The sequence below is a fragment of the Bacillus sp. OV322 genome (assembly GCF_900112495.1).
GTDB lineage: Bacteria > Bacillota > Bacilli > Bacillales > DSM-1321 > Peribacillus.
The window spans coordinates 139959-159332 of sequence record NZ_FOMA01000003.1; the positions used below are offsets into that span (position 1 = coordinate 139959).

At 42.6% G+C, this 19374-nt stretch carries 20 protein-coding genes; all 20 read left to right on the top strand.

Translation table 11 applies throughout. The features are described 5' to 3' along the window. Position 1 precedes the first annotated feature (1 nt). The 20 genes from BM126_RS08440 (at position 2) to BM126_RS08535 (ending at position 19332) form a co-directional block, all read left to right on the top strand. A complete protein-coding gene (locus BM126_RS08440; protein WP_090989105.1) occupies positions 2-964 on the top strand; it encodes a PhoH family protein in 963 nt (320 codons plus the stop codon). A gap of 312 nt (positions 965-1276) precedes the next feature. Then, positions 1277-3442, top strand: coding sequence for an HD family phosphohydrolase (locus tag BM126_RS08445; RefSeq protein WP_090989106.1), 2166 nt, complete (start codon positions 1277-1279; stop codon positions 3440-3442). Between the two features lie 4 nt (positions 3443-3446). After that, the gene (gene ybeY, locus BM126_RS08450; protein WP_090989107.1) at positions 3447-3923 is read left to right on the top strand and encodes an rRNA maturation RNase YbeY; all 477 of its coding nucleotides are present in this window, start codon (positions 3447-3449) and stop codon (positions 3921-3923) included. Next, entirely contained in the window at positions 3901-4281 is a 381-nt protein-coding gene (locus BM126_RS08455) for a diacylglycerol kinase family protein (protein WP_090989403.1), read from the top strand. The genes ybeY and BM126_RS08455 overlap by 23 nt, the downstream gene beginning before the upstream one ends. A gap of 171 nt (positions 4282-4452) precedes the next feature. Next, entirely contained in the window at positions 4453-4851 is a 399-nt protein-coding gene (locus tag BM126_RS08460; RefSeq protein WP_090989108.1) for a cytidine deaminase, read from the top strand. Then, positions 4844-5773, top strand: coding sequence for a GTPase Era (era, locus tag BM126_RS08465; RefSeq protein ID WP_090989109.1), 930 nt, complete (start codon positions 4844-4846; stop codon positions 5771-5773). The genes BM126_RS08460 and era overlap by 8 nt, the downstream gene beginning before the upstream one ends. Positions 5774-5874: 101 nt before the next feature. Continuing rightward, positions 5875-6018, top strand: coding sequence for a YqzL family protein (locus tag BM126_RS08470; protein ID WP_071350114.1), 144 nt, complete (start codon positions 5875-5877; stop codon positions 6016-6018). Between the two features lie 36 nt (positions 6019-6054). Continuing rightward, a complete protein-coding gene (recO, locus tag BM126_RS08475) occupies positions 6055-6807 on the top strand; it encodes a DNA repair protein RecO (protein ID WP_090989110.1) in 753 nt (250 codons plus the stop codon). A gap of 322 nt (positions 6808-7129) precedes the next feature. Continuing rightward, positions 7130-8014, top strand: coding sequence for a glycine--tRNA ligase subunit alpha (gene glyQ, locus BM126_RS08480; RefSeq protein ID WP_090989111.1), 885 nt, complete (start codon positions 7130-7132; stop codon positions 8012-8014). Continuing rightward, positions 8014-10083 (top strand): glycine--tRNA ligase subunit beta, encoded by a 2070-nt coding sequence (gene glyS, locus BM126_RS08485; protein WP_090989112.1) that lies wholly within the window; start codon positions 8014-8016, stop codon positions 10081-10083. The genes glyQ and glyS overlap by 1 nt, the downstream gene beginning before the upstream one ends. A gap of 174 nt (positions 10084-10257) precedes the next feature. Beyond that, entirely contained in the window at positions 10258-10893 is a 636-nt protein-coding gene (locus BM126_RS08490) for a transcriptional regulator CcpN (protein ID WP_071350110.1), read from the top strand. A 30-nt stretch (positions 10894-10923) separates the two neighbouring features. Beyond that, positions 10924-11733 (top strand): pyruvate, water dikinase regulatory protein, encoded by an 810-nt coding sequence (locus BM126_RS08495; protein WP_090989404.1) that lies wholly within the window; start codon positions 10924-10926, stop codon positions 11731-11733. A 308-nt stretch (positions 11734-12041) separates the two neighbouring features. Then, on the top strand, positions 12042-12353 hold the full coding sequence (locus BM126_RS08500; protein ID WP_141770046.1) for a hypothetical protein: 312 nt from the start codon (positions 12042-12044) through the stop codon (positions 12351-12353). Between the two features lie 148 nt (positions 12354-12501). Continuing rightward, the gene (locus tag BM126_RS08505) at positions 12502-13005 is read left to right on the top strand and encodes a YaiI/YqxD family protein (protein ID WP_256213030.1); all 504 of its coding nucleotides are present in this window, start codon (positions 12502-12504) and stop codon (positions 13003-13005) included. Next, complete coding sequence (gene dnaG, locus BM126_RS08510; protein ID WP_371261431.1) at positions 12986-14839, top strand: DNA primase; 1854 nt, start codon at positions 12986-12988, stop codon at positions 14837-14839. Before BM126_RS08505 ends, dnaG begins: the two co-directional genes overlap by 20 nt. A gap of 33 nt (positions 14840-14872) precedes the next feature. After that, positions 14873-16009 (top strand): RNA polymerase sigma factor RpoD, encoded by a 1137-nt coding sequence (rpoD, locus tag BM126_RS08515; protein WP_071353052.1) that lies wholly within the window; start codon positions 14873-14875, stop codon positions 16007-16009. A gap of 202 nt (positions 16010-16211) precedes the next feature. Beyond that, positions 16212-16751, top strand: coding sequence for a hypothetical protein (locus tag BM126_RS08520; RefSeq protein WP_090989114.1), 540 nt, complete (start codon positions 16212-16214; stop codon positions 16749-16751). Between the two features lie 186 nt (positions 16752-16937). Next, positions 16938-17306, top strand: coding sequence for a cytochrome c550 (gene cccA, locus BM126_RS08525; protein ID WP_090989115.1), 369 nt, complete (start codon positions 16938-16940; stop codon positions 17304-17306). A 200-nt stretch (positions 17307-17506) separates the two neighbouring features. Continuing rightward, positions 17507-18217, top strand: coding sequence for a tRNA (adenine(22)-N(1))-methyltransferase (locus BM126_RS08530; RefSeq protein ID WP_090989116.1), 711 nt, complete (start codon positions 17507-17509; stop codon positions 18215-18217). After that, the gene (locus BM126_RS08535) at positions 18214-19332 is read left to right on the top strand and encodes a Nif3-like dinuclear metal center hexameric protein (protein ID WP_090989117.1); all 1119 of its coding nucleotides are present in this window, start codon (positions 18214-18216) and stop codon (positions 19330-19332) included. The genes BM126_RS08530 and BM126_RS08535 overlap by 4 nt, the downstream gene beginning before the upstream one ends. Positions 19333-19374: the final 42 nt, after the last annotated feature.

Consider the following 19374-nt stretch of genomic DNA (forward strand, 5'->3'; position numbering starts at 1 on the left):
AATGCCAGAAGATGTAAAAGTAATAAACTTAGAGCTCGAATCGCCTAATGAAGCCCAGGCTTTACTGGGAAATGCTGATTCTAATTTAAAAGTGCTTGAAGAAGAGTTTAATGTATCGGTCATTACACGCGGCGGCGGCATCATGATTGCGGGAGAGGAAGAACGGGCGCTCGTTGCCGGCGATATCCTTAACGCTTTGCTTTCAGTTATCCGAAAAGGGATTTCCATCAGCTCGCGGGATGTTATTTATGCCATTGAGCTTTCAAAAAAAGGAACGCTTGAATACTTTGGCGATCTTTACGAAGAGGAAATTGCAAAAACGGCCAAAGGCAAATCCATCAGGGTCAAAACCATCGGCCAAAGGCATTATGTGCATGCGATTAAAAAACAGGATTTAGTATTCGGAATCGGACCAGCGGGAACGGGGAAAACCTACTTAGCTGTCGTAATGGCGGTCAATGCCTTAAAAAATGGCCAGGTTAAACGGATTATTTTAACACGGCCTGCAGTAGAGGCGGGCGAGAGTCTTGGTTTTCTTCCAGGTGACCTAAAGGAAAAGGTAGATCCCTATCTCCGGCCGTTATACGATGCCCTTCATGACTTTTTAGGCATGGAACAGACCCAAAGAATGATTGAACGGGGAACCATTGAAATTGCTCCCCTTGCATATATGAGGGGAAGAACGCTGGATGATGCATTTGTCATCCTCGATGAAGCACAGAATACCACCCAGGCGCAAATGAAGATGTTCCTGACGCGGCTTGGCTTTGGATCAAAAATGGTCATCACTGGAGACAGAACACAGATAGACCTTCCTAAAGGCGTAAAATCAGGCTTAAAACGGGTTGAGGAAATTTTAAAGGGTGTTAAAGGACTTTCTTTCACCTACCTGGAACAAAGCGATGTTGTCCGGCACCCGCTTGTTGCGAAAATCATCACCGCCTATGACGAAGCAAACGAATAAAAAGGGAAATCCGCCGCACATTATATGCTGGCGGATTTTTCTTTCCCGGCATAAGTAGGATGAAATAAATTCTTAAAACTGTTATGATTTTACATAATCAGATTTTGACAGCGAAAGATAATATCAACCATGCTTTGCTGTGACTAGTGCTTATGGGGCACTTAATGCTTTTCTATGTCTAGCGCAGTGCCCAGTCTCCTGTGCAAAAGATGATTGCCCCGTGAAGCCAAAGGGCGGCATCGCGGTTCAATCCCTATTTGCTTTGGAGCCTGAACGGGCACTTAATGCTTTTCTATTTACGGAGGTGGTTTTTTGGGCGGGTTTCAGCGGTTTGTGAAGAGAATGAGGGTGCTGATGGACAGCCGGTCATTTCAATTGCTGCTGTTTGTGGTATTAGGCGTGTTTTCCTATTTAATGATGTATACGAATGTTAAGCCGGAGAAAGTCCATATAGAGCTCTTTAAGCCAGCGGAGCAAACGATCCGGGCTACCAAGACGGTTGAGGATCCCGTGAAGACGAAGGAACAGGTCGAGGACAGTATTAAGCAGGTTTCAGATATATATACTCTGAAAAAGGAATATGCCCAAAATAAAGTGGATTTAATATCCTCTATTTTTGATTCGGCTCTTGAGGTCCAAAAAGAAACCGCTCCTTCTCTAAGTGCGGATAAAGCGAATCAGGACGGCTCCAAGACATCTCCTGTGAAAACAGTGCAGGAAAAGGTTTCGCTTCTGAAGAGCAAGCTGACAGATGAAGTTAATAAGGACATACCGGATCAGGTGTTTGAAGCACTGGCCAATGCGGATGCGACTGAGCTTAATATTGCGAAGGACTCTGTAATAACTGCGGTCAACAAGGTTATGAACTCCAGGGTCACCGCTGTAGATGTGGAGATGGCGCGCAACAAGGCTGAACAGGAACTGCGATCGTCCAGTTTACATACAGATATGAGAGAAGCGGCCACTACGCTTGCACGATCTGCGATCATTCAAAATGTTTTTTATGATAAAGACAAGACAGAAGAGCAAAGAAAAATTGCGCAGGAAAATGTGGATCCCGTAAGGATTCTGCAGGGGCAGATCATTGTCGAGGAAGGCCAGCTGATAGACCGTGAAATATACAGGCAGCTGGAACTTGCCGGCTTTCTCAGCACGGATAAAACGATTCTGCCTTTTGTCGGACTGTTTTTATTTATCTTCTTGATTTTAAGCACTTTTTATTATTATGTAAAATCATCCAAAACTGAGGGAGAGCATAGAAATAATCAGCTGCTCATATTTAGCCTTGTTTATGTGCTGGCATTGTCTCTAATGAAAATCATCAGCCTGTTTACAGGCTTTAGATTTACGGATCTTGGCTACTTTTTTCCGGCAGCCATGTCCGCAATGCTCATTAAAACCCTCTTGAATGACCGCTTTGGAGTGGCCATTTCCATTATCATTGGTGCATATGGCACATTGATCTTTAATGGAGATTCCCCGGGGAATATGGATTTTGCAAAAGGGATGTACTTTTTATTCAGCGGGATTGCGGCAATCATCATCCTTTCAAGGAAAAACTTTAAGACAAAAATCCTTCAGGCAGGATTACTGCTGGCGCTTGTGAATATTGTTTTGGTTTTTTCTCTTTTGTTCATAACGGACGGGCATTATACTAAGATGGAATATCTGTTTTATACTATTGCTGCCATCGTGTCGGGATTGGCATCCTCGGTATTGACAATAGGTCTCCTGCCGTTTTTTGAGCTGGGCTTTGGGTTTTTGTCATCCATGAAGCTGATTGAGCTTTCAAATCCGAATCATCCTCTGCTGCGGAAGATCCTTACCGAGGCACCGGGAACCTATCATCATAGTGTAATGGTGGCAAACCTTGCTGAGGGAGCGTGTGAGGCAATCGGGGCAAATGGTCTTCTTGCCAGAGTTGGCTGCTATTATCATGATATCGGCAAAACGAAACGGCCGCAGTTTTTTATTGAAAACCAGATGAATATCAAAAACCCGCATGACCGGCTGCCGCCGGCAACGAGCAAAAATATTATCATCGCTCATGCCGTTGATGGAGCTCAAATGCTGTCAGCACATAAGTTCCCGCCAGAAATTATTGATATTGCTGCACAGCATCACGGGACAAGCCTGCTGAAATTTTTCTACTACAAGGCAATGAAGGAGGATGAGGGGACCATAGAAGCTGAATACCGATATCCTGGCCCAAAAGCCCAATCAAAAGAAGCGGCAGTTATCGGTATAGCAGACAGCGTGGAAGCTGCTGTGCGGTCCATGAACCATCCTACACCTGAAAAAATAGAAGAGCTTGTCATCCATATTATCGATGATCGGATACATGACCATCAATTTGATGAGTGCGATATTACTATGAAAGAATTAAAGATTGTGCAGCACTCATTATGCGAGACACTGAACGGGATCTTTCATTCAAGGATTGAGTACCCTGAACTGCAAAATTTACAAAGAAGGTGACAAAATGATTTTAGAAATAGATTTTTTGGACGAAACCGGACAATTGGACGAAAAGTCAATTGAATTGGTTGAGAAGGTGCTGCAATTTGCGGCAGTAAAGGAAGAGATAGATAAAGGAAGCGAGCTTTCCGTTACTTTCGTGGACAATGAAAGAATCCAGGAAATTAATAAAGAATACCGGCATAAAGACTCTGCTACAGATGTAATATCGTTTGCCCTTGAAGAAATGGGGGAGGATGAAGTCGAAATTATCGGGGGAGAAATGCCGAGAGTATTGGGGGATATTATTATCTCCATTGACAGGACAAGGGAGCAGGCGGAAGAATACGGACACACCTTTGAACGTGAACTTGGATTTCTGGCATTGCATGGATTCCTTCATCTGCTTGGCTATGATCATATGAACGAGGAAGATGAAAAACAGATGTTCACAAAACAAAGGGAAATATTAGATGCCTATGGCCTTTCCAGGGAAGCATAAAAAAAGACAGCCATTATATAAAAGTTTTCTTTTTGCTTTTGAGGGAATATGGACTGCTTTAAAGTCTGAACGAAATATGAAAATTCACTTTGCAGCAGCGGCTGCAGTGTTATGCCTGGGCTTGTATGTTGAACTTTCAAAGCTGGAATGGATGCTGATTCTGATCTGTATTTTTGGCGTGATTTCTTTGGAATTGGTGAATTCTTCAATTGAGCGGGTTGTGGATCTTGCCACAAGCGAGACCCATCCGCTTGCCAAGCAGGCAAAGGACTTTGCAGCCGGCGCAGTACTGGTGTTTGCCATCTTTTCAGTCATTATCGGGTTGATCGTTTTTTTGCCAAAGCTTGTGGAATGGTGAGGAAAAAGGGTAAGATAACGGAAGTGTTACACTTATGTAACACTATTTCCAAGACAAGGGCAGATAGGCTAAAATAAGGATATAAAACGTTGATTAAAATAGACATTCTATTATTTTTATAAAAGATGAGCGAAATTATATCGGGGAATTATGCCTGAAAGGAAGATGCAAATGGAACTGGAAATGTTAATGGAAGAGGCTAAGAAAGCAAGGGAACGAGCTTATGTGCCTTACTCTAAATTTGCAGTGGGAGCTGCCCTTCTTACAGAAGGCGGCAAGATATATCATGGCTGCAATATCGAAAATGCTGCATACAGCATGTGCAATTGTGCAGAGCGCACAGCCATTTTTAAGGCGCTGTCTGAAGGGGACAGGGATTATAAGGTACTAGCGGTAGTGGCAGACACCAAAAGGCCTGTGCCCCCATGCGGAGCATGCAGGCAGGTCATATCAGAGCTGTGTCCGAGAGAAATGAAAGTGTTTTTAACCAACCTGAATGGGGATATTCAAGAATTAACAGTAGAGGAATTGCTGCCAGGAGCATTTTCACCGGAGGATTTGAATGAATAACTTAATTGATGATACACAGGCAAAAGGCTACAAATCAGGTTTTATATCCATCATTGGACGGCCGAATGTAGGGAAAAGCACGTTTTTGAACAGGGTAATCGGCCAGAAAATCGCCATTATGAGCGACAAGCCGCAAACAACAAGAAATAAAGTGCAGGGCGTGCTTACCCAGCAGGATGCCCAGATGATTTTTATAGACACGCCGGGAATCCATAAGCCAAAGCATAAGCTTGGCGACTTTATGATGAAGGTTGCTACAAACACGCTGAAGGAAGTCGACTTAATTCTTTTCATGATCAATGCAGAAGAGGGTCTTGGACGCGGTGATGAGTTCATTATTGAAAAGCTGAAAACGGTAAAAACACCCGTTTTTCTTGTGATTAACAAAATCGATCAGGTACACCCGGATGAATTGTTTCCGCTGATTGAAAAATATCAGGCGCTTTATCCTTTTGAATCGGTAGTTCCTATTTCGGCACTTGAAGGGAATAATGTGGATACGCTTCTGGATCAGATCAAAAAGCATCTTCCGGAAGGGCCGCAATTTTACCCGGCCGACCAGGTCACAGACCATCCTGAACGCTTTATCATTTCAGAGCTGATCCGTGAAAAGGTCCTTCATTTGACCCGTGAGGAAATTCCGCATTCCGTGGCTGTAGTCATTGATTCCATCAAGAAGATGGACAATAGTGAAACGATTAACGTAATGGCCACAATCGTTGTTGAGCGGGATTCACAAAAGGGCATCGTCATCGGCAAACAGGGGAAAATGCTGAAGGAAGTCGGAAGCCGGGCAAGAGTAGATATCGAAAATCTGCTGGGATCCAAGGTTTTCCTTGAGCTGTGGGTTAAGGTTCAAAAGGACTGGCGCAACAAAATGTCCCAGCTTAGGGACTATGGCTTCAATGAAGAGGAGTATTAAAAATTAGCAATTTTTACGTCACATGAAAATGTGCATAAAGGCCAAGATAATCTTATAGGGCAAAATATTAAAATGCTAGTACACGAAAGGTGGGCTTTAATATGTTGGATTTTACCTGGAAGGTTTTCTCTCAGACAGGTAATGTTGACACCTATCTTCTTTTTAAAGAAATAGAGGTGGAAAGACAGGAAAGACCCGAAAGTACAGATGCAGAACTAGCAGATGCTGATTTTCCTATATTCTAGATTTTTCTTGCCATATGAATAGGATGGTGACTTGTCTTGCTTAAAAAGTGTGAAGGCATTGTCATACGCCGGATGGATTATGGAGAAAGCAATAAAATAATAACCTTATATACACGTGAATTAGGGAAAATCGGAGTAATGGCAAGGGGAGCCCATAAATCAACAAGCAGGCTCTCCTCTGTCACCCAGTTATTTTACTACGGTTATTTTCTTGTCCAGACATCAAGCGGGCTGGGAAGCCTTCAGCAGGGGGAAACGATTGATTCGATGAGATCGATCAGGGAAGATTTGTTTTCAACTGCGTATGCTTCATATATTGTCGAGCTGCTTGATAAAAGCACAGACGATAAAAACCCGAATCCCTTTTTGTTTGAATTGCTCTACCAGACCCTTCATTACATAAACGAAGGCTATGATGCTGAAGTCCTCAAGTTCATTTTTGAAATGAAAATGCTGCCGGTCAACGGATTGAATCCGACCCTAAACCAATGTGCAATATGCGGGGAAACCGAAGGGGAATTTTCTTTTTCAATCCGGGAAGGCGGTTTTATCTGCCACCGGTGCCTGGATAAAGACCCTTATCATATGAAAATTTCACAGCAAGCCCTAAAATTGCTGAGACTGTTTTATTATTTTGATTTGTCCCGGCTCGGTAATATATCGGTTAAGCCTGAAACAAAAAAAGAGCTTGAAAAAGTCATAGATGCCTATTATGAAGAATACTCAGGCATCCACCTTAAATCCAAAAGGTTTTTAAAACAAATGGACAACATGAAAGACATGTTTTAAAAGTTGGACCCTGCAGTTGACAATAGCTCATACATTCGTTAAAATTTTCAGTACTGATAGTTAAGCTGCGTTGATGGAAAGTAGTACCTGATTCCCTCCATAATAGCGAACCCGGGACCGTGCAAGCCGGGGTATGGATAATCAGCGAAGGCATTCCGGAGCATTTCGTGCTGCATATTGCAGAAAAGAGGCCGTGACTTCACGGCAAATAGGGTGGAACCGCGGGTAACTCTCGTCCCTATGCTTACAAGGCATAGTGGCGGGAGTTTTTTGTGTTTTCTGCCATTTGCCTTAAGAAGTGCAAATAATTTGGAGGTGCATGATGAATATTCAAAACATGATTTTAACTTTGCAAAAGCATTGGTCTGAACAAGGATGCATCCTGATGCAGGCATACGATGTAGAAAAAGGGGCAGGCACAATGAGCCCGTATACGTTTCTGCGTGCAATTGGGCCAGAACCATGGAGTGTTGCTTATGTAGAGCCTTCCAGGCGCCCTGCTGACGGACGTTACGGGGAAAACCCGAACCGCTTGTATCAGCATCACCAGTTCCAGGTAATCATGAAGCCGTCGCCCGACAACATTCAGGAGCTATATTTGGAATCCCTGCGTGCCCTTGGGATTGATCCGCTTAAACATGACATCCGTTTTGTTGAAGATAACTGGGAAAATCCTTCACTTGGCTGTGCTGGCCTCGGCTGGGAAGTTTGGCTTGATGGAATGGAAATTACCCAATTCACTTATTTCCAGCAGGTAGGCGGCCTTGAATGCAAGCCTGTATCTGTGGAAATCACTTACGGAATTGAACGCCTTGCTTCGTACATTCAGGATAAGGAAAATGTATTTGAACTTGAATGGACGGATGGATTCACTGTCCGCGATATATACGGACAGCCTGAATATGAGCATTCGAAATATACATTTGAGACATCTGATTTAGATATGCTTTTCAAGCTTTTTAATATGTATGAAAAAGAAGCAGACCGCCAAATGGAAGAAGGACTTGTGCACCCTGCATATGATTATGTACTGAAATGCTCTCATGTTTTCAATCTGCTTGATGCCAAGGGAGCGATTTCGGTTACGGAGAGAACTGGCTATATCGCACGCTGCCGGAGTTTAGCAAGGAAAATCGCAAGAACTTTTTATGATGAGCGGGAAAAGCTCGGCTTCCCGATTTTGAAGCAGAAGGGAGATGTTCTTTAATGAATAAGCGTGATTTATTGCTTGAAATTGGCCTAGAAGAGATGCCTGCCCGTTTTGTCACATCCTCGATGGAACAGCTGGCAGAAAAAGTGAAATCATGGCTTGCCGAAAAAGCGATTGATTTTGGCGAAGCAACCATGTACTCCACACCCCGGAGACTGGCACTTTTGATTAGAGATGTAGCAGAATCCCAGCATGATAAAGAAGAAGAAGCGAAGGGTCCTGCGAAAAAGATTGCATTGGATGAAAACGGCAATTGGTCCAAAGCGGCAGCCGGTTTTACAAGAGGACAAGGTGTTACTGTTGATGATATTTACTTTAAAGAGATTAATGGCATTGAATATGTGCACATAAATAAATTTACAAAAGGCAAAGCAACCTTAGAGCTGCTTCATGAACTTAAAGACATTATCTCTGGAATGACTTTCCCGAAAAACATGCGCTGGGCTAACCAGGATCTTCGTTTTGTCCGTCCAATTAAATGGATTGCTGCATTGTTCGGAGAAGAAATCATTCCGTTTGCTATCGCCGATGTAGAAACAGGCCGCACGACACGGGGCCATCGCTTCTTGGGAGAAGATATCACGATTGATTCCCCGTCCGGCTATGCAGAATCTCTGAAAGAACAATTTGTTCTGGCAGAACCGGAACTTCGTAAAAATACGATCCGCAATCAGATTGCAAAGCTCGAGGAGAAACAAAATTGGGTGATTCCGGTTGATGAGGAATTGCTTGAAGAAGTAAATAACCTTGTCGAATTTCCTACGGTTTTATTTGGCCATTTTGAAGAGGAGTTTCTTGAGCTGCCCGCTGAGGTCCTGATTACCTCGATGAAAGAACATCAGCGTTATTTTCCGGTTAAAAGCAAGGACGGAAAGCTGCTGCCTTACTTTGTTACCGTAAGGAACGGAAATGATCAGCATCTTGAGACGGTTGCACGAGGCAATGAGAAGGTTCTTCGCGCACGGTTATCGGATGCGAACTTCTTCTACAAGGAAGACCAGAAAAAAGAGATTTCCGATTTGCTCAAAAAGCTGGATTCTATAGTCTATCATGAAGAAATTGGAACACTTGCTGAAAAAACTGCACGTGTGGGGGCATTGACTGGAGAGTTGGCTGATGCTTTGAAACTTGGCGATCAAAAGACATCTGCTTTGCGTGCGGCTGAGATTGCTAAATTTGATCTTGTGACACATATGGTTTATGAATTTCCGGAGCTTCAAGGGTATATGGGAGAAAAATATGCCTTGATCAAAGGAGAAAAAAGCGAAGTTGCACAGGCGATCAACGAACATTATATGCCGAGGCATGCAGATGACAATGTTCCATCATCCAGCATTGGTGCAGTGCTGAGCGTTGCTGAAAAAATGGACACAATCGTATCCTTCTTTGCCATTGGCGTTATTCCGACAGGCTCTCAGGATCCTTATGCCCTAAGAAGGCAGGCGAGCGGAATCGTTCAGATCCTGCTTGAAAAGAAGTGGGACCTGACAGCAGAGCAAATTATGGATCTTGCTTTGGCTTCTATTGAAGGAAAAGGCATTCTAAAGCGCGAAGCTTCTGAGGTCAAGAGTGACTTATTGACTTTCTTCAAAGCCCGCGTCAAACATTTATTGAATGAAAAAGGCATCCGCTATGATTTGATTGATGCTTTGCTGTTCGATAAAATCGGCAGGATTTCATCTATTGCAGAACGTGCTGAGGCACTGGAAAGCAAAAACGGCGAGGAAGGCTTTAAAGAAGGTTTGGAAGCGCTGAGCCGTGTTATGAATATTGCGGTTAAATGCGAACAGCAAGTGCCTGTAGATCCTTCTTTGTTTGAAAATGAACAAGAAAAAGCTTTGTATGAAAAATACCAGTCTGTGTCTGCTGAATATGCAGCCGCTTCAGATGAAACGGTCCGCATTGATTTGCTATTGTCATTAAGACCGGAAATTGAACAGTACTTTGACAATACAATGGTCATGGCTGATCAGGCAGACTTGAGGAATAACCGATTATCACTTATGAAAGAAATCAGCAGCACCATTACACAATTTGCGGCAATGAATAAAATTATTGCCGGATGATATAAGGCTTTTGAAAAACGGACGCCTCGCAGAGCATTAAGGGCAAGGCGTCCGTTTATTTTTGTATGGTTTCGGTCTGAGTATGGAGAGAAGCCCTTTTCATTTGAAATATATAGTATATAATAATTACATATAGTATAACCTATTACTTTTCTCTGCTAGAGCAGGGGGGCGGTGAATATGATCGAGCTGAACAAGCGCCAGGAGCGCATTTTACAAATCGTTAAAGACAATGGACCCATCACGGGAGAACATATTGCAGAACAGCTGAACTTAACCAGGGCTACACTAAGACCGGATCTGGCTATTTTGACGATGTCCGGATTTTTGGATGCACGTCCCCGGGTCGGATATTTTTACACAGGAAAATCAGGGAGCCAGCTTTTGACGGATAGCCTGAACAGCCTAATTATTAAAGACTATCAGTCCATTCCTGTCGTTGTGACAGAAAGTATATCGGTTTACGATGCAATCGTCACGATGTTTCTTGAAGATGTCGGTACGCTATTTGTGGTAGATAAAAACTCCCTTCTTGTCGGAGTTTTGTCGCGCAAAGATTTACTGCGGGCAAGCATAGGGAAACAGGAGCTATCTTCTGTGCCTGTTAATGTCATCATGACAAGAATGCCGAATATTACAATGTGCACGAAAGAGGATCTTTTAATGGATGTTGCCAAAAAATTAATCGAAAAGCAAATTGATGCTTTGCCGGTTGTCAGAGAAACGGATAATGGGTTTGAAGTAACCGGACGAATTACCAAAACGAATATTACCAAAGCTTTCTTGTCATTGGCTGATAGCAGCTACTAAGAGGGCTTATCTGGGGGAATGGGAGATCCTATGAAGGGTTCTATGATTTATGTTGTATCTGATTCAGTAGGGGAAACAGCGGAATTAGTAACCAAAGCGGCGGCAAGCCAATTTATAGCAGCAACTTTCACTATCAAAAGGATTCCCTATGTAGATGATGTGCAAAATATTGAAGATGTCATCTCGCTGGCAAAAATGAATAATGCAATCATTGCTTTTACGCTTGTTAAACCGAATATCAGGGAATATATGATTAATCGTGCGAGAAAAGAAAATATCCTTTACTATGACATTCTCGGTCCGCTTCTTAGTATTTTGCAGAAAAAAGCAGAATCTATGCCGTTTAATGAACCAGGCATGGTCCGAAGGCTTGATGATGATTATTTCAAAAGGGTTGAAGCCATTGAATTTGCAGTGAAATATGATGACGGACGCGATCCAAGAGGCATTTTGAGGGCTGACATTGTACTTGTCGGCGTTTCACGCACATCCAAGACCCCGCTTTCACAGTATTTGGCCCATAAAAGATACAAAGTAGCCAATGTGCCGCTTGTGCCTGAGGTGGACCCTCCGGAAGAGCTTTTCCTGGTTCCGCCGGAAAAATGCATTGGGCTGAAAATCAGTCCCGAGAAACTGAATTTCATCCGCAGGGAGCGGTTAAAATCACTTGGCCTCAATGATCATGCCATTTATGCCAACATGGAAAGAATTAAAGAGGAATTGATTTACTTTGATGAAATCATGGACCGGCTGAAATGCCCAATCATTGATGTGACGAATAAAGCTGTCGAAGAAATGGCCAATACAATTATTAATATCATACAAAACCGCAGCATATAATGGAGTTGGCTGCAGAGCAAAAGGTATAGCGGATGAACACAGTATTCCGGATACATAACAGATATTAAAATCACATAAAAAATCATGATACTTGGAATTTCCAGATGGAAAATGGAGTTCCAGAATGCGAGCCCGTTCCCGTATGTGCGGCTCCTTTTCTTTTTGTGCATTTTTCTGCACCGCATATTGCGCTTTTTATGTAATCTAGCTCCAGCGCCTAGCCTCTCGAGGTCATAAGCCACGCAAGAAGAGAAGACAAAGAACGCCTTCTATTCTTGCGCGTCTTATGCTGGTCGAGGGCCCCCAGGATGGGGGTCACAAAGACGTTGCCGCAGGACGCGGCGTTTTTAGTCTTTGATCCTTTGACCAGGCGCTTGCGCTTTTTATGTAATCTAGCTCCAGCGCCTAGCTTGCGAGGCCTGCAGGATGCAGGTCATGAAGGCGTTTCTGCAGGATGCAGAGGGCTTAGCCTTCGGTCCTTAAAAGATGTTTTGGCCTCAGAAGGCAAAGAACGCCTTCCAAGTCCAAAACCCTTTTTGCTTCGCAAGCTGATCAAGGCACTTCCGCTTTTTTTATTACCAAGTTTTTTTGTTGGCTTCTTTGGGGGAAATGTACTATAATAAAAAATTGTGAAAAATGTATTCTTGAGGTTTAGAGTTAATTATTACGGAATAAACTATAAATAGCGAGAAGTCAAGGTTTCCTCCATAAAATAATTCGACAGCTTGCGGTAATATCCCTAACAAATGCGAGGAGAAAAAAAGGATAATGCAGAAAGATGTAGAATTTAAAAATATGGATATTAATCCATCGATTTATGTGGATGCGGATGCTTGTCCTGTAAAAGAAGAGATCTTGAAATGTGCAGAGGTGTACGATATAAGTGTCTGTTTTGTGGCGTCATATAAAAATATGATGAATAATCCTTCTGGCGGGCGATGGGTGTATGTCGATGCTGATAAAGAAGCGGCAGACCTTCGAATTGTCAATTCTTCGAAAAGAGGCGATTTGGTCGTTACAGCCGATATCGGATTAGCCGGGACACTGCTGCCTAAAGGAGTTTATGTTCTTTCGCCCCGGGGAATGGAGTATACAGAAGATAACATTTCTGCGCTTCTTGATATGCGCTATCTATCTGCAAAGCTCAGAAGGCAGGGGAAACATTCCAAAGGGCCTAAGGCTTTTACAAAAGAAGACAGAAATCATTTCACCAGTGCACTTATGAATATTTTGTCGAACTTTGCAGGAATTCATGATTCTTTATCGAAATAATACTAACACCGGATCGCAAGGTGAAAATATGGCCAATGCCCGACTAGAAGATGAAAAAATTAATCAGATTCGTGAAGCTGTTGACATTGTCGACTTTATCGGCGAATATGTCCAGCTAAAAAAACAAGGGCGGAATTATTTCGGCCTTTGTCCTTTTCATGGTGAAAATTCCCCGTCTTTTTCAGTTTCTTCTGATAAGCAGATCTTCCACTGCTTTGGCTGCGGGGCAGGCGGAAACGTTTTTACCTTTTTAATGGATATAGATGGCTGCAGTTTTCTGGAAGCTGCAAAAATCCTGGCCGAAAAAGGAAATGTGCCCCTGGATGTTGAAATAAATAAAGGTTCTGCCAGATCGAATATGCCGCCTGGTGCACAGCAGATGATCGAAGCGCATGACCTTTTGAAGAAATTCTATCATCATTTGCTTGTAAATACAAAAGAAGGCCAGGAGGCTCTTGAGTATCTGCTGAACAGGGGCTTTACCGAAGAAACAATTACAAAATTCCAGATTGGATATTCTCTTGACTCATGGGACTTTGTCTATAAGTTTTTAACAAAAAGAGGCTATACAGAGGATATTCTGGTAAAGGCTGGCCTTACGATTCAAAGGGAAAGAGATCAAACCTACTTCGATCGGTTCAGAAACAGGATCATGTTTCCGATATCCGACCATCAGGGGAATACGATTGCGTTTTCCGGGAGAGCAATGGGGGACGATGAGCCCAAATATTTAAATAGCCCTGAAACGCCAATCTTTAATAAAAGCAAAATTTTATATAATTTCCATCAGGCACGTCCGCAAATCCGGAAAAAAGAAATGGCTGTAATTTTTGAAGGATTCGCCGACTGCATTTCGGCTGTACGTGCAGGAGTTGAAAATTCCGTTGCAACGATGGGGACCTCCTTGACAGATCAGCATATTCAATTGCTTAAAAGAAATACAGACCAGGTATTAATATGCTATGATTCCGATTCTGCCGGTCTTCACGCAGCAAACAGGGCATCCATCATGCTTCACGAGAATGGATTTCAGGTTAAGGTTGCACAAATGCCGGATGGCCTTGACCCCGATGACTACATAAAGAAATATGGTGAAAAAAGCTTTGTTTCTGAAGTAATAGGGGCTAGTTTAACATACATGGCCTTTAAAATGCAGTATCTGAGAAAGGGAAAAAACCTAAATAATGAAGGAGATCGCATTCAGTATATTGAAGAGATATTAAAGGAGATTTCCAGATTGCAAAATGCGGTGGAAAGGGATCACTACCTCCGCCAATTGTCTTCGGAATTTTCATTGTCTCTGGATGCGCTTGAAAACCAGCAAAGGCAGGTCTTTTTCTCCGAAAGGAAAAAGGGAAATGTGCCGGTTCCTTCAGAAAAAAGGATAACCCTTCAATATGAGAATAAATTAAAGCCTGCTTATCATAATGCTGAAATTAAGCTGATTGCACATATGCTGAAAAGTAAAGAAACTGCAGCAAAAATTCAGCAGATGCTCGGCGGCACTGTTCTCAACTTAGATGCGCACCAGGCAATCATTACTTATTTATATGGATTTTATGAAGACGGTCATGAAGCTGACACCAGCTTTTTTCTAACCTATTTGCCTGATCAAAACTTGAGAAGAATTGTTTCTGAAATAGAAATGATGTCAGTAAATGAGGAAGTTACCGATAAAGAACTGACAGATTATATAAATCAAGTGTTGAAATATGAAAAATTGTTAAAGATAAAAGAAAAAGAGGCCGAAGAAAAGGAAGCAGAGCGGCGCAGTGATTATATCAGGGCAGCACAGATTGCCATGGAAATCATTCAAATGCGCAAGTTACTTTAGTGTAGGGTGTAAGTCTTGGAAGGAGGGGAACACATGGCTGAGAAACCAGCACGTTCCAAAGAAGTTGATAATGAATTAAATCTTGATCAGGTGAAAGAGCAGTTATTGGAGCTTGGCAAAAAGAGGGGTTCTCTAACGCTGGAAAAAATTGCAGAGCGCATTGGCAGCTTTGAATTGGATTCTGATCAAATGGATGAGTTCTATGAATTATTAGGTGATAACGGGGTTGAAGTCCTGACTGAAAGCGAAGATGAAGAAGAGGACGATGATGATCCAAACGTACAGCAGCTGGAAAAAGAAGAAGAATTTGACCTGAATGACCTAAGTGTTCCTCCAGGTGTTAAAATTAATGACCCTGTCCGTATGTACCTTAAGGAAATCGGTCGTGTTGACCTTTTGTCTGCTGAAGAAGAGATTTCTCTTGCAAAGCGGATTGAAGAGGGTGACGAGGAAGCCAAGCGGCGTTTGGCAGAAGCGAACCTGCGTCTTGTAGTAAGTATCGCAAAACGCTATGTTGGACGGGGAATGCTGTTCTTGGATTTGATCCAAGAAGGTAATATGGGTCTTATCAAAGCGGTTGAAAAGTTCGATTACCGCAAGGGATATAAATTCAGTACCTATGCCACATGGTGGATCCGCCAGGCAATTACGCGTGCGATTGCTGACCAGGCAAGAACAATCCGTATTCCTGTGCATATGGTTGAAACCATTAATAAATTGATTCGTGTACAAAGGCAGCTTCTTCAGGATCTTGGCCGTGAACCTTCACCGGAAGAAATTGCTGAGGATATGGATCTGACTCCTGAAAAGGTTAGGGAAATCCTGAAAATTGCTCAAGAGCCGGTCTCCCTTGAAACACCGATTGGTGAAGAAGACGACTCACATCTTGGAGACTTCATTGAAGACCAGGATGCAACTTCTCCGTCAGAACACGCTGCATACGAACTGCTCAAGGAACAGCTTGAGGATGTTCTTGATACACTGACTGACCGTGAAGAAAATGTATTAAGGCTGCGTTTCGGTTTAGATGACGGCCGCACACGCACTCTGGAAGAAGTCGGCAAGGTCTTTGGTGTTACCCGTGAGCGTATCCGCCAAATCGAAGCAAAAGCGCTGCGCAAGCTTAGACATCCCAGCCGCAGCAAGCGTCTTAAGGATTTCCTGGAGTAGAATAAGCTAGAATGACTGCATCAGCCTCCAATAAAAATGATATGGATTACTGCACAAAAGGTTCGGCCTCAGTATGGAGCTGTTCCTTTTTTGCGGCTTGATTTCATATGATTTTTGGAGGCATTTTTTATGACTGCCTCAAACCTAAAGGTTAAATGGCCGATATAAACAGAAATGATTTTATTTAGGATGTGCCGGTGAAATGGATCAGCAGCGAAAGAAAATTATCATTCAAGAAATCAGCTACTGGAAGAAAAACAGGATGCTTCCAGATACATATTGTGACTTCCTTCTTGCCCTCTACAGCGAGGGTGCAGAATCTGTCCAGCCCAAAGCGCGAAAGTCTTACATAAAGCTATGGCTCTGCATCATAGTGAGCCTGCTGGTTGCCGTAAATCTATTTTTGAATTATTTTACTGAATTCTCAGTGGGATTGCAAATTTCCCTTTTAACTTTTTCTGTGCTCCTGTTAGCAGCTATAGCGTATTTCCTATTTAATAAAAAGACCCTATTTCAGGTTCCGCTAATTGGATGTGCCTTCTTACTTCTCTTGGAAACGGTTACAGCGGCAGAACAGCTTTCATCACATAAACACGTAATCTTATATATTCTCCTGCTGCTTCAATGCTTGATTTGGGTGTTTGCAGGCAGGAAGCTGAAACTGCCTTATTTCATCATCGCAGGGATTTTGGGGGCTTGCGTGGTCTTATTCTTTATAAGTAAATTATACAGTATATTTTGAAAATAAAAAATATTTAATTGTAAATTATTATATTCAAAAAAGTCATGGAATTTGACGAATTTTCAAATTTATTTAATTACTTAAGCTTTAGGGCTTTTCCTGTCTTCCATTTTCAAGTAAAATAAAAGTTGCATGAATATTATGGTTAATTGAACAGAACAGGTTATACATAGGGGAGGTAAATCTATGAATCGCAATCCACTTATCCCGTTTTTGCTTATCATGGTTTTAGGTATCGGTCTTATGTTTATGCTTTCTTTTAAAGGCCTTGGTGACGCAAAACAGGCGGCTGACGAACAGAAAAATGGCGGAAAAGAAAAGACTGGGCAAACTGCATCAGCCAGTCCGGAAGAAATTTATAAAACAACCTGCATTACCTGCCATGGAGATCAGTATCAGGGCAAGGTAGGGCCGAAGTTAAAAGGTGTAGGAGAGCGTTTGTCTGAAGAACAGGTTAAGAATGTCATTACAAATGGCCGCGGGGCAATGCCTGCTGGTTTGGTGGAAGCCGGCAGCATCGATAAGATGGCTAAATTTATCCACGGACTCAAATAATATAAAAAGATGGCTGATGGTTTTGTATTTTAACCATTCAGCCATTTTTTTGTAAACGTTTCATTTTGCGTATTGATATACAGGCTATGGAATCCTAGCGGTTTCAGGGTATAATATAATTTGTAATTCCCGCAGATTATCCGGATTTACGGAGATTGGCAAATCTGTATCAAGTAAATTTAATTAAGAGAGTTGATATCATGAACCACGAAAAATTATCACTGCGCCTTGAGCGTGTTGCTATACATATCCCGGAAGGCAGTATATTGGCTGATATCGGGTCCGATCATGCTTATTTGCCTTGTTATGCAGTGAAAAAGGGCCTTGTGAAAAAGGCTATAGCAGGAGAAGTCAGTGAGGGACCCTATCAATCTGCCTGCAATAAAGTAAGGGAAACAGGACTTGGGGAACACATTTCCGTCAGAAAGGGAGACGGCCTTGAGGTGCTGTCACCAGGCGAAGCTACAGCTATCAGCATAGCCGGCATGGGAGGCACGCTTATTTCAAGCATCCTGGAAAACGGAAAAACTAAGCTGAGCAATGTAAAAAAACTTATTCTCCAGCCCAATGTGGGGGCAAACCATGTTCGTATGTGGCTAATAGAAAATGGCTGGGAATTGGTTCATGAAGAAATCCTTGAAGAAGACGGGAAAATTTATGAAATACTTGCTGCTGAACCTGGTGATCCATTAAAGCCGTATGGTGTTGAAAAGGAATCTGGCCTGCTATTCGGCCCCTTCTTGATGAAAGAAAAAAATGATGCTTTTATCAAAAGGTGGACATTGGAAAAAGAGCATTGGAAAAAGATTTCCGCGCAGCTTTCTGCAGTTGCCCTTAATCCGGAAACAGAGGAAAGAAGAAATGTGCTGCTTGCGAGAATAAATATGGCAGAGGAGGTATTAGGAATATGAAAACACCGAATGGCTGGGAAGTGATTGAGCTTTTTGAACAGTTTTCCCCTAAGAAGTATGCAATGGAGGGAGACCCAATCGGCCTGCAGGTCGGCTATTTAAATAAGCCTGTCACAAAGGTCCTCATTGCGCTTGATGTGCTGGAAACTGTCGTAGATGAAGCGATAGAAAAGGGTGTGGAGCTGATTATTGCCCATCATCCTCTTATATTCCGCCCTCTGGCAAAAATCATCACGAATACTCCTGCAGGCAGAATCATTGATAAATTAATTAAACACGATATTGCTGTGTATGCAGCACATACCAATTTGGATGTTGCGAAAAACGGTGTAAATGACCTGCTTGCTGAAGCGCTTGGCCTGAAGAATACTGAAGTTCTTTCACCTACCTATCAAACACAGCTTAAGAAGCTTGTTGTGTACGCCCCGAAAGATGCAGAAAGTGACCTCAGAAGTGTCTTGGCGCAAGCAGGTGCCGGAGCTATAGGAGATTATAGCGAATGTTCATTCACTGGGGAAGGTGTCGGCAGGTTTTTGCCTGGAAGCGGAACAAATCCTGCCATTGGTCAGCAGGGAGTTTTAGAATCTGTTCATGAAGTCAGGATTGAAACAATCTTTCCTGAAGACTTGGAAAAAAGAATTCTGTCAGCTATGCTGAAGGCCCATCCTTATGAAGAGCCAGCCTATGACATTTATACGCTTGAAAATAAAGGCGAAACACTGGGACTGGGGAGAGTGGGCACCTTACAGCAGGATATGACACTGAGGGAGTTTGCTGAGCATGTTAAGGCATCTCTGGACGTGAAAGGCGTGCGTGCAGTGGGCGACCTGGAAAGCAAAGTCAGGAAGGTAGCTGTTCTTGGCGGGGACGGAAATAAATATTACACGGCTGCTAATTATAAAGGTGCAGATGTGTATGTTACTGGAGATATGTATTATCACACAGCACATGATGCCATGATGACAGGCCTGAATATAGTTGATCCCGGGCACAATGTCGAAAAGGTTATGAAAAAAGGAGTAGCGAAGGTAATGGCTGCTTCATCTAAAAAGAAAAAATATGATGTCGAATATATTGCTTCTGAATTGAATACAGATCCATTTATTTTTATATAATTTCTCAAAGGATGACAAAAAAAGAACAGCTGGTATCCCACC

Coding starts and splice junctions, on each gene's coding strand:
- BM126_RS08455 (WP_090989403.1), top strand. CDS start 3,901: ATGGCCTTTCCAGGGAAGCATAAAAAAAGACAGCCATTATATAAAAGT.
- rpoD (WP_071353052.1), top strand. CDS start 14,873: ATGGCTGAGAAACCAGCACGTTCCAAAGAAGTTGATAATGAATTAAAT.
- dnaG (WP_371261431.1), top strand. CDS start 12,986: ATGATTCTTTATCGAAATAATACTAACACCGGATCGCAAGGTGAAAAT.
- cccA (WP_090989115.1), top strand. CDS start 16,938: ATGAATCGCAATCCACTTATCCCGTTTTTGCTTATCATGGTTTTAGGT.
- BM126_RS08530 (WP_090989116.1), top strand. CDS start 17,507: ATGAACCACGAAAAATTATCACTGCGCCTTGAGCGTGTTGCTATACAT.
- ybeY (WP_090989107.1), top strand. CDS start 3,447: ATGATTTTAGAAATAGATTTTTTGGACGAAACCGGACAATTGGACGAA.
- BM126_RS08500 (WP_141770046.1), top strand. CDS start 12,042: ATGGGGGTCACAAAGACGTTGCCGCAGGACGCGGCGTTTTTAGTCTTT.
- BM126_RS08520 (WP_090989114.1), top strand. CDS start 16,212: ATGGATCAGCAGCGAAAGAAAATTATCATTCAAGAAATCAGCTACTGG.
- BM126_RS08535 (WP_090989117.1), top strand. CDS start 18,214: ATGAAAACACCGAATGGCTGGGAAGTGATTGAGCTTTTTGAACAGTTT.
- BM126_RS08440 (WP_090989105.1), top strand. CDS start 2: ATGCCAGAAGATGTAAAAGTAATAAACTTAGAGCTCGAATCGCCTAAT.
- BM126_RS08470 (WP_071350114.1), top strand. CDS start 5,875: ATGTTGGATTTTACCTGGAAGGTTTTCTCTCAGACAGGTAATGTTGAC.
- BM126_RS08460 (WP_090989108.1), top strand. CDS start 4,453: ATGGAACTGGAAATGTTAATGGAAGAGGCTAAGAAAGCAAGGGAACGA.
- glyS (WP_090989112.1), top strand. CDS start 8,014: ATGAATAAGCGTGATTTATTGCTTGAAATTGGCCTAGAAGAGATGCCT.
- glyQ (WP_090989111.1), top strand. CDS start 7,130: ATGAATATTCAAAACATGATTTTAACTTTGCAAAAGCATTGGTCTGAA.
- BM126_RS08495 (WP_090989404.1), top strand. CDS start 10,924: ATGAAGGGTTCTATGATTTATGTTGTATCTGATTCAGTAGGGGAAACA.
- era (WP_090989109.1), top strand. CDS start 4,844: ATGAATAACTTAATTGATGATACACAGGCAAAAGGCTACAAATCAGGT.
- BM126_RS08505 (WP_256213030.1), top strand. CDS start 12,502: ATGCAGAAAGATGTAGAATTTAAAAATATGGATATTAATCCATCGATT.